The following is a 15,265-nucleotide window of genomic DNA, read 5'->3' as shown; positions in this document are numbered from 1 at the left end:
CGGTTCAGGCGCCGGCGCGCGGCGCGGGGTCGAAGTGAACGAACTTCGATGCGCCGAAGGCTTCTCGCGATGCGGCGGAGAGTTCTTGCTCGATGCCCTGCGCGCCGAGGCGCCGGCAGGTGGCGGCGTCTTCGCTGCACTGGCGCAGCAAGGCGACGAGCGGTGCGGGGGTGTGAGAGCCGAAGCCGGGCTCACCGGCCGCGCCGCCATGCAACACGGCGCGCACGGTCCAGGCGGCTTGCATGAGGTCGCGAGCAACAGCGGAGCCTTGGGCCGCGCCGGTCGCATGCTGAGCGCGCGACCAGCCGATGAGCAGCACGCCATGGTCACGCGGATGCACGAGCGCGTGCGCAGGCGACAGGTCACGATGCGTCCAGCCAGCGCCATGCACGAAAGCCAGCACTTCGAGCATGCGGCGCCAGATCCACACGGCATGGCGCGGGTCGATGCCTTGCGGGTTGGCCTGCTGCACGTCTTGCAGGCTGCCCCAGAAGCCGGGCGGATGGCGCAGCACCAGCGCCTGGCGAGCGCCGTCGCCCAGCCCCTCGGCCACGCCCACACCCAAGGGCTGCGGCAGGCGGCGGGTGAAGTAGGCAGCACCGGGCACCGACAAGTCTTGCAGGGCCTGCAGCACCGCGCCTTCGCGCACAAGCACGTCGTTGGCCGCGCTGTCTCGCGCGAGCTTGAAGGTGACGCGCTCGGGCAATGCGCCGAGGCGTTCGGCCAGCAGCACTTCGCTGTGCTCGCCGGTAGCCAGCGGCGCCAGCACGCGGTAGCGCGCACCGCGCCATGCGAGGATGCGTCCGCCGGCCACGTCGGCATTGGCCCGGCGCAGCGCGGCGCGGAAGCTCTCGCGCTCGACGGTTTCCTCGCTGCGCACGACAGTGGCACCGCAGTAACTGCAGTTCACCGTGCGCCAACGGGCGGCGCGCGGCAGCGGCGCGGAACATTGCGGGCAGCTGAGAGCAAGCAGCGACAGCATGGCCCGCGCCTCAGTCTTCCTTGGGGGGCGCCGCCGGGTCGGGCGATGCCAGCACGCGATCGATGCGGCGGCCTTCCAGCGCGACGATCTCGAAGCACCAGCCGGCGCAATCGATGTGCTCGCCCACCTCGGGCAAGTGGCCGGACACAGCCATCAGCAGGCCTGCCACGGTGTTGTACCGGTTGCGCTCTTCGTCAGGCAGCTCGCGGATGCCCAGGCGCGCGCGCAACTCCGACACGGGCATGAGGCCATCGAGCTCCCACACGCCGTCGGGCCGCTCGCGCGCCCAGGCGTCGGTCTGCATGCCGGGCTGCAGCTCGCCGGTGATGGCTTCGAGCAGGTCGCGCGGAGTCATGAGGCCCTGCACCACGCCGTATTCGTCGACCACGAACACGAGACGGCCGGCGCGGGCGCGGAACTGTTCCAGCAGCTCCATGCCGGTGAGGGTCTCGGGCACGAACACGGCGGGCGTGGCCTCCTGGCCGAGCACGCCGGGGTGTGCGGCGCCCAGGCGCAGCAGGTGCGCCACGCTGATCACGCCGACCACGTCGTCGAGCGAGTTGCGGCACACGGGGTACCAGGAATGCACGAGATTGAGCGCGCCCGCCTCGGCCACCTTCTGCAGCGCCTGCTGCACGCTGAAGGAGGCGTCGAGCCATTCGATGTCGGCACGCGGGATCATCAGCGACGACAGGCGCCTGTCGTCGAGGTGAAACACATTGCGCACCATCTGGTGCTCATGCTGCTCGATGACGCCGGCGTCCACGCCTTCTTCGAGGCTGGCCGAAATCTCTTCTTCGGTGACGGAGCGGGCCGCGTTGGCGTCGATGCGCAGCACCTTCAGCATGGTGGCGGTGGCACCCGCCAGCATCCACACGAAGGGCTTGGCGGCCTTGGCCAGTCCGCGCATGGGGCGAGACACCCAGCGCGCCACGGGCTCGGGATAGAGCTGCCCGATGCGCTTGGGCACCAGCTCGCCGAAGATGATGGTGAAGAAGGTGATGCAGGTAACCACCACCGCGGTAGACGCGATGCTGGCGGTGCCACGGCCCATGCCGACGCTTTCCATCCACACCGAGAGCGGCTCTGCAAAGGCGGCCTCGCCGACGATACCGCTGAGCATGCCGATGGAGGTGATGCCGATCTGCACCGTCGAGAGGAACTGCGTGGGCGACTCCATCAGCTTCAGCGCGGCCACCGCGCCGGTGTCTCCCGTTTCGGCCAATGCCGCGAGACGTGCGCGCCGGCTGGTGGAAAGGGCCATTTCGGACATTGCGAACAACGCGTTGAGCGTGGTCAACAAGGCCAGGAGGAAGACATCCATGAACTGAGGGAGAGAATGAGGGAATGTCACTTTACTTGATTGGCGACCTGCAGGGCTGCGACGCCCCCCTCGGGCGGCTGCTGCAAAAGATCGATTTCTCCCCCAGCCGCGACACCATCGTGCTGCTGGGCGACCTGGTGAACCGGGGCCCCGATTCGCTCGCGGTGTTGCGCCGTGTGCAGGGCTACGGCGCCTCGGCGCTGAGCCTGCTGGGCAACCACGACCTGCACCTGCTGGGCGTGGCGCACGGCGCGCGCAAGGCCGGCCGCAAAGACACCCTGGCCGAGCTGCTGGCCGCGCCCGACATCGAGGCGCTGCTCGAATGGGTGCGCCAGCAGCACATGGCGCTGCACATGCGCATCGGCAACGGCGATCTGCTGATGGTGCACGCCGGCGTGCTGCCGCAGTGGACGGTGGGCGACACGCTGGTGCTGGCGTCAGAGGTCGAATCGGTGCTGCGTGGGCCTGCGCTCGGCGAGTTCCTGATGTCGATGTACGGCAACGAGCCGGCGCAGTGGAGCTACACGCTCACGGGCAGCGCCCGGCTGCGCGCCATCGTCAATGCACTGACGCGGCTGCGTTTCTGCACGACCGACGGCGTGATGGAGTTCGAAGCCAAGGACAGCGCGGCCACCGCGCCCGAAGGCTTCATGCCCTGGTTCGACGTGCCCGGGCGCAAGACGGCCAACGCCACCGTCGCCTTCGGCCACTGGTCGACGCTGGGCTGGCTCTCGCGGCCCGACCTGCTCTCGACCGACACGGGCTGTGTGTGGGGCGGCTGCCTGAGTGCGGTGCGCATCGGCGCGACGCTGGACGAGCGCGAGCTGATCCAGGTCGAGTGCGAGCAGGCGCAGAAGCCGGGCTGAAGCTCGGCTGAAGGACCTCAGAACGCCTGCGTCATCAGCCCGTACACGGTGCGCACGCCACTCACGTAGTTGCCCATGCGCAGGTTCTCGTTGGCTGCATGCTGGTTGTTGTCGGCGTTCACCAGCGGAATGATCGCGAAGGGCACCGGCAGCACACGCACGATCTCGGCGGTGGGAACCGTGCCGCCCATCATCCGGATGCGCACCGGCTCGGGCTTGGCGCCGAAGGTGTCGCTCAGCGCCCTGTAGGCCCACTGCCCCACGGGCGAGTCGATCTGCGAGCCCGCTGCTTCGCCGCCCTCGCTCTGGTAGGAGAAGCTCGCGAGCTTGTCGTAGCGGCTGCGCTCCTCGTCGGTCGGTTCGCCCTTGACCAGGTGGTAGCCCTGGCGCTCGATGTGTTTCTGGATAAGCTGGCCGAGGTAGGCCGGATCGGAGTCGGGCGTGGTGCGAAGGTCCATCTCGGCCACGGCCTTGTCGGGCACGATATTGGCCACCTTGTCGCCCACCGCTGCCGCGGCCATGCCGCGCACGTTCAGCGAGGGGTACTGCATCGCCTCCTGGTAGTTGGCGCCGACCTTGTCGGTCTGGGCAATACCCAGGCGACGCTTGAGTGCGGCCTCGTCGTCGGGCACGGCGGCCATGATCTTGCGGTCGGCCTCGCCGATCTTCACGTGGTCGTAGTAGCCGGCCACCGTCACGCGGCCCTGATCGTTCTTCATCGAGGCCAGCAGGCTGGCCAGCCGCTGCGCCGGATTGGGCGCGTAGTTGCCATAGTGCCCGCTGTGCAGCGGCACCTTGGCACCGTACACCGTGAGCTGGGCTCTGGCCGCGCCGCGGTTGCCGAACACCAGCGTGGGCCGGTTAGTGGCGTGCATGGGGCCGTCGTGGATCACGATCGCGTCGCAGCGCAGCAGGTCGCGGTGCGCCTGCATCACCTTGCTGATCGACGGCGAGCCTTTTTCCTCCTCGCTGTCGAGGATCACCTTGACGTTGACCGCCGGCTGCCCGCCGCCGGCCTTCAGGGCGTCGATGGCCGCGAGCATCATCATGATCGGCCCCTTGTCGTCGGCCGACGCGCGGCCGAACACGCGCCACTCGGGGTCGAGCGGTCCGCTGAAGAGCGGCGCCGAATCGATCTCTTCCCATCCGCCGTTGGCCGCCTTGCGCTTGAGCACGGGCGTCCACGGGCTCTTTTGCGCCCATTGCGCGGGAATGACGGGCTGGCCATCGAGGTGCATGTAGAACAGCACCGTCTTGCGCGCGGGGTCGCTGCCCGGGTACTCGGCATAGAGCATCGGCTTGCCGTCGTTGGGCAACTGCCGCGTGGTGAAGCCGCGCTTGCGGAAGGCCTGCTCCAGCCATTCGACGTTCTTGCGGATGTCCTCCGGCGAGATCGCATCGTTGGGCAAGGACAGAAGCTCGAAGTACTCGCGATAGGTGGCCTGCGCATGGCGCTCGGCATCGGCCGGGGAAAGTTCTGCGGCTGCGGCCATGGAGGTCATGCAGGCGCCTGCGAGCAAGGCCAGTGGGAGCAGCGCGAGCGGGCTGCGCGAGGTTCTGCGCTGTAAGGGCATGGCGGGATCCGCTTTGTGACAGTTGCGAGGCAGTCTAGGCAAACGCGTGCTTTTGAACAATTGCCGATTTTTCGGGATATCTTTGCTTTTTTTGCAACGCAGCCAACCCGCGTCCGCCGCCATGTCCTCCCATCGCCTGCAGGAAACCTCGCTTCGCTACTTTCTCGAGGTGGTCCGCGGCGGCTCGCTGACCGAAGCGGCCACGCGCCTCAACGTCAGTGCATCGGCCATCAGCCGGCAGGTGGCCATGCTCGAGGAGTTGCTGGGCGTGCCGCTGTTCGAGCGCCGCCCGCGCGGCATGGCGCCCAGCGCAGCCGGGGAGCTGCTGGCGGCGCACGCGCGACGCGGTGCGCTGGAAGCCGAGCGCGTTGTGTCCGACATCCAGGGACTGCAAGGCCTGCAGCGCGGGCATGTACGCATCGCCTGCTCGTCGGGCTTCGCGAACGAGTTCCTGCCGCAGGCCATCGTCGCGTTCCGCGCGCTGCACCCCGGCATCCAGTTCGAGCTGGAGGCCTGCGACCCCGCCGACGTGACCGAAGCCGTGCTGCTCGGCGATGCCGACATCGGCCTCACCTACAGCCGCGCCGCGGTACAGGGCGTTCGGGTGTCGCATCGCCAGGCGGCCTCAGTGTTCGCACTGATGCGGCCCGACCATCCGTTGGCGAAGCAGCGCAGCGTGACGCTGGCGCAGATGCTGCCGTTTCCCATCGGGCTGTCAGGGCCGGACACCACCGTGCGCCAGCTGTTCGACGTGGCCTGCAGCAACCGCGCAGTGGTGTTCGAGCCCGCGCTGGTGAGCAACCGTTTCGAGGCGCTCGCCAGCTTCGTGCTGCACGGCGGCGGCCTTGCGATTGCCGGGGAGATCACGGTGCGCGAACGCGTGCGGCGCGGCGAGTTGCATGCCGCGGAGATTCGCGAGCGCGGCATGCGGGCGCGCTCGGTCGAGCTGCAGACCTTGGCCGGGCGCACGCTGCCCGAGGTGGTGCGTGCCTTTCTCGACTTCCTGTGCAAGGCGCTGCCTGCGCCCGGTACGCAGTGACGATGCAGGCTCAGGAAGGCAGGCGGAACTTGTCGAGCGACATGCGCTGCTTGCCTTGCGCGTCGAAGTTCTCGGGCGAGAGCCAACGCTCGAAGGCGGTGCGCAACGCCGGCCATTCGCTGTCGATGATCGAGAACCACGCCGTGTCGCGGCCGCGTCCCTTGTAGATCACGGCCTGGCGAAAGAGCCCTTCGTACTGGAAGCCCAGCCGCAGGGCCGCACGCTTCGAAGGTTCGTTGAAGTTGTCGCACTTCCATTCGTGGCGGCGGTAGCCGAGTTCGTCGAAGACGAGCTTCATCAGCAGGTATTGCGCCTCGGTGGACATCGGCGTGTGCTTGAGCAGCGGCGAGAAATTGACGGTGCCGACTTCGATGACTCCATTGGCGGGGTCGATGCGCATCAACGCCAACGAGCCAATGGCGCGGCCGCTTTGCCTGTCGATGACGGCGAAGTGCATCGGGTCGGTGCTCTTCGCGATGCGCTCGGCGTAGGCCCGGGTGATGTCGATGTCAGCGGGTCGCTCGATGCCCAGGTAGGTCCAGTCGCGGCCGTCCGGGGCCTGCGCGTAGGCGGCGTACAGGTCGTCGGTGTGCTTTGCTGCATCGAGCGGCTCGAGGGTGCAGAAACGGCCCTCGAGGGAGCGGCGCGGCGGCAGGGAACGCGGAGTCCATTCGGGCAGGCCGGGGCCGATGGACTGGCCGAATTCGTTGTGGCGGACTGGCATGCGGGTGTCTTTCTGAAAAGCTGGAGCGGCAAGGTCGGAGGACGTAAAGTACCCGCATCGTGGCTCCAATGAAAGTGCCACGAATACCTTATTCGATGGTGCCACGCCCACTCCCTTCCCCCACCGCCCTGCTCGAATCTCCCCTCGTGAAGGAGCGCGACGCTGGTTCGATGCAGCGCCAGCTGCACGACCGGCTCAAGCGCGCCATCCTAGACGGCAGCCTTGCGCCGGGCAGCCGCCTGCCGGGTTCGCGTGCACTCGCCGAGGCGCTCGCCATCTCGCGCAACACCGTCACCGCAACCTACGAGCATCTGGCGGCCGAGGGCTATGTGCGGCCCGACCGGCAGGGAACCCGCGTGACCGAACTCTCGTCGCCCGCCCTTCCGCCGAAGCGCGCAGGCAAGCCAGCCGGCACGCCCACCACCGCGCTGCGCCTCGCGAACATCAAGCCCAGCGTGTCGCGCGCCGAGACAGACATGGCACTGCGCCCCGGCGTGCCCGCGCTATCGCACTTTCCGTCGGCCGCATGGCGGCGCGCGCTTGACCGGGCGATTCGCGGTGCCGGCTCTGCCGCGCTGGGCTACGGCGACCCGCTGGGCGAGCCGCCGCTGCGCGCGGCCATCGCGCGGCATCTGTCGGTGGCACGCGGCGTACGCTGTGAGCCGCACCAGGTCGTCATTGCCGAAGGCGCACAGGAAGCCATCTCGCTGTGCGTGCGGCTGCTGTCCAACCCAGGCGACATCGGCTGGGTCGAAGACCCGGGCTACCGCGGCGTGAAGGCTGCCATGCATGCGGGCGACATGCGCATCGTGCCCGTGCGGGTCGATGCCGAAGGCCTGTGCGTGAGCGAACGCGACTGGCAGAAACATCCGCCCCGGCTGATCTACACCACGCCCTCGCACCAGTACCCGGTGGGTTCCGTGCTGAGCATCGCGCGCCGCCTCGACCTGATCGCGCAGGCCCGCCTGCATGGCGCGTGGATCATCGAGGACGACTACGACAGCGAATTTCGCCACACGGGCGAGCCCATCGGTGCGATGCAGGGGCTGGTGGACGACGCGCCCGTGCTCTACGTCGGCACCTTCAGCAAGACGATGTTTCCCTCGCTGCGGCTGGGCTTTCTTGTGCTGCCTGCCCAGTTAATGTCCGCCGTGCAGGCGCCGCTGGAAGAGATGCTGCGCGGTGGGCACCGCCACGAGCAGCTGGCCATGGCCGACTTCATCGAGAGCGGCCAATTCAGCCGGCACCTGGGCCGCATGCGCCGGCTGTACCGCGACCGACAGCAGGCGCTGCGGCTCGCGCTGAACAAGCATTTCAAGGTGCCGCATGAAATCGAAGGCGGCTACTGCGGCCTGCACCTCACGGTGCGGTTGCCCGAGCGCTACGACGACCGCCGCATCGCAACCGAGGCGCTGCGCCATCGCATTGCGCCCACGCCGCTGTCGGGCTTTGCGCTGCAGCCCATGCCCTTGGACAACGGGCTGGTACTGGGCTACGGCAATACACCGGCCGAGCTCTTCGAACCACTGGTGAAGAGGTTGTCGCAATTGGCGCGTGCGGTAGAAATTTAGAACGGCCGGAGAAAGAGTCTGGCTATTCAGTGAGCTCTTCGTCGCAAAGCTTCGCTAGCGCAACCGGCCTACCGCGTGCAGCGTATATGAATTCTTCGGCCGCTTCGTAGGATGCAAGTCCGCTTTGAACATGTTGCTCGAAGCCTCACATACGAAGCAAGGAAACCCTCATGTCCGAAGAAATCGGTGTCAATCCCAAGCACGGCCGGGCCGGCCGCCATCCCACCAAAGGATCGCTGGATGCGCTCTCGGGACATGGCGATCCGGGCATGTTTGGCCGGATGTTCCCTCACCTGGCGCCTCTTTCTGTTTCCGACGACAAGTTGAAGGCGCTCGCCGCTGCAATGCTGGACGACAACAGCAGTGCAGACAACGCACGAGTGCCGGCGGGGTTCACCTATCTGGGCCAGTTCGTCGACCACGACATCACGCTGGATCTGACCTCCATCGGCGACAAGCTGGAGGACCCGACCGGGGTCGAGAACTTCAGGACGCCGGCGCTGGACCTGGACTCGATCTATGGGCGAGGTCCGGACGGCAGCCCGCACCTCTACGCCCGCGGCCCCAACAATGCGCCGAGCGCGAAGCTGCTGATCGGCAAGACCACCCTGGGCTTTCAACAGAATGCGGCCGACATACCTGGCGTGTTTCCCAACGACCTTCCGAGAAGCCCCGAGGGCCAGGCCTTGATCGGCGACCATCGCAATGACGAGAACCTGCTGGTCGCACAAACTCATCTGGCCTTCATGAAGTTCCACAACAAGGTGGTGGACCTGCTGATGGCTTCGCCAACGGCTCCCACGCCCGCCGAGCTCTTCTTTCAAGCCCGGCGCGAGGTGACTTGGCACTATCAATGGCTCGTGCTGCACGACTTCGTGGAACGGCTCACCGAAGACGGCATCGTGGCTCGCGTTCTCAACGAGGGCCGCCAGTTCTACCGGTTCAAGAAGACGCCCTACATGCCCGTGGAGTTCTCCGGTGCGGCCTACCGGCTCGGACACAGCATGGTTCGGGAGGTCTACAGCCATAACAGAGTCTTCACCCCGGGCGGGCTCGCACCCGCCTCGCTGGGACTTCTCTTCGCGTTCTCCGGCCTCTCAGGTGGCATCGTGGGTGACCTGGCGCCCAATCCGCTCACCGCTCCGACTCCGATAAGCAAGCTCGCCAGCAACTGGATCATCGACTGGCGGCGCTTCTACGATTTCGGCAACAACCCACCAGGGGTCACGCTCAATCATGCGCGGCGCATCGATCCTTTCGTCGTCAAGACGCTGCATACGCTGCCTGGCGGTGCCAGCCTGCCGTTCCTGAACCTGAAGCGGGGCGTGATGCTCGGACTGCCTTCAGGCCAATCGGTTGCGCAGTCAATGGAAGTGCCCAACCCTTTGACAAGCGCCGAGATCTCGTCCGGCACGGACGGCGCGGTGGCCAAGGCGCAGGGACTGCATGAGCAGACGCCCTTGTGGTACTACATCCTCAAGGAAGCGTCGGTCAGAGAGGGCGGCGAGCGATTGGGGCCTGTGGGCGCGCGTATCGTGGCGGAAGTCTTCATCGGATTGGTCCACGGCGATCATGAGTCCTACCTTTGGAAGAAAGGCCCGGACTGGACGCCGACTCTTCCCTCGCGCACGCCTGGGACTTTTACGATGGTGGACCTCCTGCAGCTCGTAGGCGACGTAAGTCCCATCGACGGCGTGACCCAGGCCTGATCAGTCGAGGACTTGATCCGAGGGAAATCAACCTCGCGTATTCACCACGTGGTCGCGCCGGAAGTTGCGCGGCGTGCTACCCACCCACTGCCGAAAGCGCCGGTTGAAATACGCCTCGTCGGTAAAACCGCACTGGTGCGCAATCTCCCGCACCAGCAGCGAGGTGGACGACAACAGCTCCTTCGCCCGCTCGATACGCCGCTCGGTCACGAGGTCGGTGAAGGTGCGGTCGGTTTCCTTGCGCAGCAGGTTGGCGAGGTAGTTGGGCGAGAGGAATGCAGCGGCCGCTGCATCGGTCAGCGACAGCGGCTTGTCGAGGTTGTCGCGCACGTAGCGCACCACGCGCTGCAACGCGTCTCGCTGCGAGGTCTTGCCGTTGTGCTGGAGCGAAAGGCGCATCAGCGCCTGCTCCTGCCGCATGCAGGCCAGCCCGATGATCTGCTGCACGATGCCACGCATCGCGATCTTGGCGCCGAAGTTGCGGCCCGCGTTCAGTGCATGCAGCTCGTCGAGCCAGCCGCGGATGCGGGCGAAGTCGGCATCGTCGAAGGCGAAGTCGACGTACTCCTGGAACAGGAAGGGAGCGAGGTCGGGGTAGCGCGCGAGCGACACGTCGTCGAGGTCGAGCGCGTCGACCTCGAGTTCGGGCCACAAAAAGCGCTGGTCGAAGTTGACGATGCAGTACAGCGCCTCGGGCGGATGCGGAATCACGTGCACCCGGTACGGCAGCACGAAACTCAGGTGACGCGGCCCGAAGGGGCGCACCTCGCCGCCGATGGCCTGCTGCGAGCTGCCCTCGATGCCGATCTGGATCTGGAAGTACGCATGCCGGTGCGGCAGCGTGAGCTCGTTGCGCGCACCCTGAAAGCGGATGTCGAAGTCGAGGTGGTCGGCACGCTCGTGCATGCCGTAGGTGCGGACGGACGTGGAGGGAGAGGGGCGCATCGGAACAGGCGTGGCGGCAGGCGTCTGCCCGCGAGGGTACGCCAACTTGCGGCGTGCGAGGCGGCCAGGCCCGGCAGGTCCGATGCCCGATGCGCGGACCGTCCTCAGGCTCAGACGACCACGACTTCCAGCGCGCCCACGCCCGCCACCGTGCCACGCATGCGGTCGCCGCGCTGCACGGCCGCCACGCCGGCCGGTGTGCCCGTGAAGATCAGGTCGCCAGGCTGCAGCGTGAACAGAGTCGACAGGTAGGCGATGGTGTCGGGCACGTTCCAGATCATGTCGGCGAGGTCGCCGACCTGGCGTTGCGCGCCATTCACTTCGAGGCGGATCTCGCCGACCGCCGGATGGCCGGCCTTGGTCACGGGCACCAGCTCGCTGCAGGGTGCTGAGCCGTCGAAGGCCTTGCCGGTGTCCCAGGGGCGGCCCATCTTCTTGGCCTCGCCCTGCAGGTCGCGGCGGGTCATGTCGAGGCCGACGGCATAGCCGTACACGTGGCTGAGCGCATCGGCGGCGGCGATGTTCGATCCGCCGGTCTTGAGCGCGACCACCAGTTCGATCTCGTGGTGCACATCGTTCGAGAGCGTCGGGTACGCGAACTCCCCGCCGTCGGCCACGATGGCGCTGGCCGGCTTCATGAAGAAGAACGGCGGCTCGCGATCGGGGTTGTGGCCCATCTCGCGGGCGTGTTCTGAATAGTTGCGGCCCACGCAGAAGATGCGGTTGACCGGGAAGCGTGCGCGTTCGCCCTGGATGGGCAGCGAGTGAACGGGCGCGGGTGCGATGGCGTAGAGGGTGTCGGTGGCAGAAATCATGTAACAACTCTAGCCAGCGGTGCCCCGCTTACGGGGGACGCATCTACGCGAGTCTTGGACTTGGCTACGTTTTCGTTTTGACGTCTCTTTTCGGGGCGCGTGCACAGGAGCGCCGTCGCTACGCCGGGCGATCAACCGCCGTTCCCCGAATCGGCAGGTTGATCCGAATGCCAGGTTCCGCCTTGCCAGAGTTGAAACTTAAGCATTCAAACTCGGAATGAGCCGCCCATGCATGTGCTGTTATTGTTGTAACGAATTGCGTGACGCCCTCTCGCCAGCCATATATATTGCGGCAACGAAGCAACCTGCTGCGTTCTCTGCCGTGCCGCACCACTGCACACAGAGCTAACCGGCCTGTACCAACGACAGGATCAAATCCGATGTCAGTGTCCGTCTGGGTCAGGATTCGCTTGCCGCTGGTAATTTTCGTGGCCGGCACGGCGCTGTCGATCGCCCTCGGTGTCTCCGCCCACCAGGAGATCGGGCGTAGTGCCCAGACGCGCTTCGACGCAGCAGCCTTCGATCTGGCGCGCAAGGTCGAGGCCCGCTTCGACGACTACATCGCCGTCCTGATCGGCCTGCGTGCGCGATTCAACACCTCCGATGCCGTGACGCGGAGCGACTTCAGGGACTACGTCGCGGGGCTGAACCTGGCGAGCGCCTACCCCGGTTTCCAGGCTGTCAACTATGCGCCCCGCGTCGCGGCCAACGACAAGCAGGCCTTCGAGGAACGAGTCCGCGGTGATGCCGGCCTCGACGCCGGCGTTGCCTCCGGCTTCGCCATCAAGCCGCCCGGTGGGCGGGACACGTACTACCCGCTGATCTACGTCGAACCGCAGGGCGGCAACGAGAAGCTGCTCGGCAATGATCTGGGCGCGATGCCCGACAGAGGAAACGCGCTCGAGCAGGGGCGCGACACCGGCGGGCTCGTCATGTCCGGCCGCAAGGTCCGCCTCCCGGGTCGCGAGTCCGACATTGGATTGGCGATGCGGCTGCCGGTCTATCGCCCGAGACAACCGCTCGATACGCTCGAGCAGCGGCGCAGTGCCTACATCGGTTCGGTTGGCGCGGGCTTCAGCATCGCAGGGATGCTGAGCGACGTGGTCGGTACCGATGCCGCGAGGACGTTCCGGTTGCGCCTGATCGATGCCGGGCCGGGTAAGGGGGCGATCGGGACGCGCGTGGAGACCAGGTTTGTAACGCCAACCCCATTCGGCGAGCGGCAATTGCTGTTCGACAGCGCGTCCCTGGCGAAACCCGCTGCCGCACCGGCGCACAGCCTCGAGCGCGTGCTCGGCTTCGAGTTGGGCGGGCACTCCTGGCTGGTGGAAGTCGGCCAGGACGAAAACCAGGTCTTCGGCCCGCTCGACAAGACCATCCCGTGGCTCATCGTCCTTGGCGGCCTGGCCACCAGCATGCTGCTTGCCGGCATCGTCTTTTCGTTGACCACCGCACGCAGCCGGGCCCAGGTCCTGGCGAACCGGATGACCAGCCACCTGCGCAGGAGCGAACGGCAGCTGGAGGAGGCCCAGCACCTGGCAAGCCTGGGCAGCTGGATCCTCGATCCCGAGACCGGAGCCCTGCAATGCTCCGAAGAAGCCCGGCGCATCCTGGGCTTCGAGGCGGGCCCCTTGCCGCCGGACCTGCCCACGCTGCTCTTGCGCATTCCGCCCGCAGAGCGTTTCGCGGTCGAACAGCGCATCGCAATGGCATCCCGGTCCACGGAACGCAGCGAATTCGAGCATCGTCTGTGCCTGCCCGATGGCACCGAACGCTGGCTCCACGTCATCGCGCAATCGGCCGAAGATGAAGGCAAGAGATTGGTGCGCGGCACCGTGCGCGACGCCACGCAGCCGCGCAAGGATGCGTTGCGCCAGAAGCTCGAATACAAGATCGCCCGGCTGCTTGCCGGTGACGGCAGGACCGAGACGGTGATCGCGCTGGCGCTGGAGGCGGTATGCACCGACCTGCGCTGGGACTGCGGCGCGTTGTGGAGCGTTGGCGACGACGGCCTGGCTCGCTGTGCCGCGGCCTGGCATGCCGACAACGACCCGGCGGTGCAGCGATTCGTCAGCGCCAGCCGGTCGCTCACCTATCGGCCCAGCGAAGGTTCGCTGGGCCGCGCCTGGGGGATCGGCGGTGTCGTGCGAATCGACACGCTGGCGGCTCCGAGCCATTTCACGCGCGATACGATGGCCCGCCAGGCCGGGCTGACCGTCGGCCTCATCGTGCCGATGGTCGCCTCCGATGCGACCACTGCACTGGAACTCTTTGGCTCCGATCCGTACGTTGCCGACGCAGAGACGCTGGAGTCGCTGCGTGTGATCGCCTTGCAGATCGCCCAGTACAAGCAACGCAAGCGGGCCGAGCGGAGCCTTCGCTTCATTGCCAGCCACGACGAACTGACCGGGTTGCTCAATCGCGCCGCGCTGCAGCACGAGCTTGCCCGTGCCATCAGGCGCAGCAACCGCCATCAGAGACAGTTCGCGGTGATGTTCGTCGACCTGGATCGCTTCAAGCACATCAACGACACGCTGGGCCACGGTGTGGGCGACGAGATGATCAAGATCTGCGGCGAGCGCTTCACGGCGCTGCTGCGCGATACCGATGTCGTGGCGCGTTTTGGCGGCGATGAGTTCGTGCTGGTGCTGGAGAACCTGTCCGGCCCGAAAGATGCCGAGGTGCTCGCCGAAAAGGTGCTGGCCTGCTGCGCCGAGCCTTTCGTGATCGAGGGGCGCGAACTGCACGTCAGCGCAAGCGTCGGCGTGAGCATCTATCCGGAGAACGGCGCCGATGCCGAAGCGCTCCTGAAAAATGCCGACACGGCGATGTACCGCGCCAAGGAAAAAGGCCGCAACACCTACCGGTTCTACGCAGCGAAGATGAATGCGCAGAGTACCGAGCAGCTGATGCTGGAAAGCGCGCTGCGCCATGCCCTGGAACGTGGCGAGCTGGAAATGTATTACCAGCCGAAGATGGATCTGCAGACCCAGCGCATCGTCGGCGTCGAGGCGCTGATGCGCTGGCACCATCCGGTTCTAGGCATGATTCCGCCGATGCAGTTCATTCCGATCGCCGAAGAGATCGGCTTGATTGTGTCCATGGGCAAGTGGGCGCTGGAGAGGGCCTGCGCCGATTCGCGTTCGTGGCAGAAATACGGTTTGCCCGCGGTGCTGGTGAGCGTCAATCTGTCGCCGCGCCAATTCGAAAGCCGCACGCTCATCGCCGACATACGGGCCGTCCTGGAAACCTCGGGCCTGGAGCCGTCGCTGCTGGAGCTGGAAATCACCGAAGGCGCGGTGATGGCGAACCCCGAGCATGCGGCGAAATTGCTCCGGACGATTCGGGACATGGGCGTCAGGCTCGCCATCGACGATTTCGGAACGGGCTATTCCTCGCTCTCTTACTTGAAGCACTTCCCGCTGTCGACGGTCAAGATCGACCGCTCCTTTATCAACGACCTTTCGCAAGACCCCGACGCACGAGCGCTCATCGACGGAATCATCACCCTGGCCCACGGGCTGCGGATGAAGGTGGTGGCCGAGGGCATCGAGACCACAGCCCAGCTCGACTACCTGCGCAGCCACGGATGCGACGAGGCCCAGGGCTATTGGCTGTGCAAGCCCGTACCCGCCGACGAGGCGCGCGATTTCATGGCGCATCACCTGCGCAACCAATTTGCCCCATCGGTAGTGGTCTGACGGCCGAACCTTCGG

11 protein-coding genes are annotated in these 15,265 nt (G+C 66.5%); 5 read left to right on the top strand and 6 right to left on the bottom strand.

The window, feature by feature from the left end; translation table 11 throughout:
• Positions 1 to 4 precede the first annotated feature (4 nt).
• Both ACZYSP_RS22975 and ACZYSP_RS22970 read right to left on the bottom strand, forming a co-directional pair.
• Positions 5 to 982 carry a lipopolysaccharide kinase InaA family protein gene (locus tag ACZYSP_RS22975; protein ID WP_093058489.1) on the bottom strand — a complete coding sequence of 326 codons (978 nt, stop codon included), beginning with the start codon at positions 980 to 982 and terminating at the stop codon, positions 5 to 7.
• A 10-nt stretch (positions 983 to 992) separates the two neighbouring features.
• A complete protein-coding gene (locus ACZYSP_RS22970; protein ID WP_093058490.1) occupies positions 993 to 2,306 on the bottom strand; it encodes a hemolysin family protein in 1,314 nt (437 codons plus the stop codon).
• 23 nt (positions 2,307 to 2,329) lie between these two features.
• Here ACZYSP_RS22970 and ACZYSP_RS22965 point away from each other — a divergent pair, with 23 nt between their 5' ends.
• Positions 2,330 to 3,172 carry a symmetrical bis(5'-nucleosyl)-tetraphosphatase gene (locus tag ACZYSP_RS22965; protein ID WP_097198542.1) on the top strand — a complete coding sequence of 281 codons (843 nt, stop codon included), beginning with the start codon at positions 2,330 to 2,332 and terminating at the stop codon, positions 3,170 to 3,172.
• Between the two features lie 17 nt (positions 3,173 to 3,189).
• Here the strand turns inward: ACZYSP_RS22965 and ACZYSP_RS22960 are convergent, their stop codons facing one another.
• Positions 3,190 to 4,746, bottom strand: a complete 1,557-nt coding sequence (locus tag ACZYSP_RS22960; RefSeq protein WP_489016757.1) for a M20/M25/M40 family metallo-hydrolase — start codon at positions 4,744 to 4,746, stop codon at positions 3,190 to 3,192.
• 121 nt (positions 4,747 to 4,867) lie between these two features.
• Here ACZYSP_RS22960 and ACZYSP_RS22955 point away from each other — a divergent pair, with 121 nt between their 5' ends.
• A complete protein-coding gene (locus ACZYSP_RS22955) occupies positions 4,868 to 5,785 on the top strand; it encodes a LysR substrate-binding domain-containing protein (RefSeq protein ID WP_093058493.1) in 918 nt (305 codons plus the stop codon).
• Between the two features lie 10 nt (positions 5,786 to 5,795).
• Here the strand turns inward: ACZYSP_RS22955 and ACZYSP_RS22950 are convergent, their stop codons facing one another.
• On the bottom strand, positions 5,796 to 6,509 hold the full coding sequence (locus ACZYSP_RS22950) for a GNAT family N-acetyltransferase (RefSeq protein WP_489016754.1): 714 nt from the start codon (positions 6,507 to 6,509) through the stop codon (positions 5,796 to 5,798).
• Positions 6,510 to 6,604: 95 nt separating this feature from the next.
• Between ACZYSP_RS22950 and pdxR the strand changes: the two genes are divergently transcribed.
• Positions 6,605 to 8,080, top strand: coding sequence for a MocR-like pyridoxine biosynthesis transcription factor PdxR (gene pdxR / locus ACZYSP_RS22945; RefSeq protein ID WP_489016752.1), 1,476 nt, complete (start codon positions 6,605 to 6,607; stop codon positions 8,078 to 8,080).
• A 170-nt stretch (positions 8,081 to 8,250) separates the two neighbouring features.
• Entirely contained in the window at positions 8,251 to 9,789 is a 1,539-nt protein-coding gene (locus tag ACZYSP_RS22940; protein ID WP_489016750.1) for a peroxidase family protein, read from the top strand.
• 27 nt (positions 9,790 to 9,816) lie between these two features.
• Here ACZYSP_RS22940 and ACZYSP_RS22935 read toward each other — a convergent pair whose 3' ends face one another.
• Positions 9,817 to 10,734: a helix-turn-helix transcriptional regulator gene (locus ACZYSP_RS22935; RefSeq protein ID WP_093179601.1), complete on the bottom strand. Its 918-nt coding sequence runs from the start codon at positions 10,732 to 10,734 to the stop codon at positions 9,817 to 9,819.
• 110 nt (positions 10,735 to 10,844) lie between these two features.
• Positions 10,845 to 11,549: a fumarylacetoacetate hydrolase family protein gene (locus ACZYSP_RS22930; RefSeq protein WP_307617655.1), complete on the bottom strand. Its 705-nt coding sequence runs from the start codon at positions 11,547 to 11,549 to the stop codon at positions 10,845 to 10,847.
• Between the two features lie 380 nt (positions 11,550 to 11,929).
• Here ACZYSP_RS22930 and ACZYSP_RS22925 point away from each other — a divergent pair, with 380 nt between their 5' ends.
• The gene (locus ACZYSP_RS22925) at positions 11,930 to 15,250 is read left to right on the top strand and encodes a bifunctional diguanylate cyclase/phosphodiesterase (RefSeq protein ID WP_489016747.1); all 3,321 of its coding nucleotides are present in this window, start codon (positions 11,930 to 11,932) and stop codon (positions 15,248 to 15,250) included.
• Positions 15,251 to 15,265 lie beyond the last annotated feature (15 nt).

It is taken from the genome of Variovorax sp. F042, assembly GCF_057814215.1.
The sequence above is the reverse complement of the archived record's forward strand: the minus strand, read 5'-3'. Positions and strand labels throughout refer to the sequence as shown.

Bases quoted from the DNA above. Each gene is read 5' to 3' on its own strand.
- ACZYSP_RS22975 (WP_093058489.1), bottom strand. From the start codon at position 982: ATGCTGTCGCTGCTTGCTCTCAGCTGCCCGCAATGTTCCGCGCCGCTG.
- ACZYSP_RS22970 (WP_093058490.1), bottom strand. From the start codon at position 2,306: ATGGATGTCTTCCTCCTGGCCTTGTTGACCACGCTCAACGCGTTGTTC.
- ACZYSP_RS22965 (WP_097198542.1), top strand. From the start codon at position 2,330: ATGTCACTTTACTTGATTGGCGACCTGCAGGGCTGCGACGCCCCCCTC.
- ACZYSP_RS22960 (WP_489016757.1), bottom strand. From the start codon at position 4,746: ATGCCCTTACAGCGCAGAACCTCGCGCAGCCCGCTCGCGCTGCTCCCA.
- ACZYSP_RS22955 (WP_093058493.1), top strand. From the start codon at position 4,868: ATGTCCTCCCATCGCCTGCAGGAAACCTCGCTTCGCTACTTTCTCGAG.
- ACZYSP_RS22950 (WP_489016754.1), bottom strand. From the start codon at position 6,509: ATGCCAGTCCGCCACAACGAATTCGGCCAGTCCATCGGCCCCGGCCTG.
- pdxR (WP_489016752.1), top strand. From the start codon at position 6,605: ATGGTGCCACGCCCACTCCCTTCCCCCACCGCCCTGCTCGAATCTCCC.
- ACZYSP_RS22940 (WP_489016750.1), top strand. From the start codon at position 8,251: ATGTCCGAAGAAATCGGTGTCAATCCCAAGCACGGCCGGGCCGGCCGC.
- ACZYSP_RS22935 (WP_093179601.1), bottom strand. From the start codon at position 10,734: ATGCGCCCCTCTCCCTCCACGTCCGTCCGCACCTACGGCATGCACGAG.
- ACZYSP_RS22930 (WP_307617655.1), bottom strand. From the start codon at position 11,549: ATGATTTCTGCCACCGACACCCTCTACGCCATCGCACCCGCGCCCGTT.
- ACZYSP_RS22925 (WP_489016747.1), top strand. From the start codon at position 11,930: ATGTCAGTGTCCGTCTGGGTCAGGATTCGCTTGCCGCTGGTAATTTTC.